Origin of the sequence: Methylobacterium frigidaeris, from assembly GCF_022179185.1 — a bacterium.
Lineage (GTDB): Bacteria > Pseudomonadota > Alphaproteobacteria > Rhizobiales > Beijerinckiaceae > Methylobacterium > Methylobacterium frigidaeris.
This window is the reverse complement of sequence record NZ_BPQJ01000214.1, coordinates 1-270: the sequence shown is the minus strand read 5'-3', so window position 1 is coordinate 270 and position 270 is coordinate 1. Positions and strand designations below refer to the sequence as shown.

Genomic DNA, 270 nt, shown 5'->3' with positions numbered 1-270 from the left:
CACGGCCGGATGTTTCCTGTGACCGACAAAGCCCAAAGTGTCGTTGACGCGCTGTTAAACAGGCTGAAGCAGCTCCGCGTAACAATCAGAACGAACGAGAAAATTAAATCTGTTATATATGAAGATGGACAGGCAGCAGGGATTGTGACGAATAATGGCGAAATGATCCATAGCCAGGCAGTCATTATCGCTGTCGGCGGTAAAAGCGTGCCTCATACCGGAAGCACGGGAGACGGCTATGAATGGGCTGAAGCCGCGGGACATACCATA

The 270-nt window shown here is 50.7% G+C and carries 1 protein-coding gene; it reads left to right on the top strand.

Features of this window, described 5'->3' with window-relative positions; translation table 11 throughout:
- Positions 1-9: 9 nt before the first annotated feature.
- Positions 10-270 (top strand): NAD(P)/FAD-dependent oxidoreductase (locus MFF64_RS36905; RefSeq protein WP_273557215.1); only part of this gene is annotated, 261 nt, incomplete at its 3' end.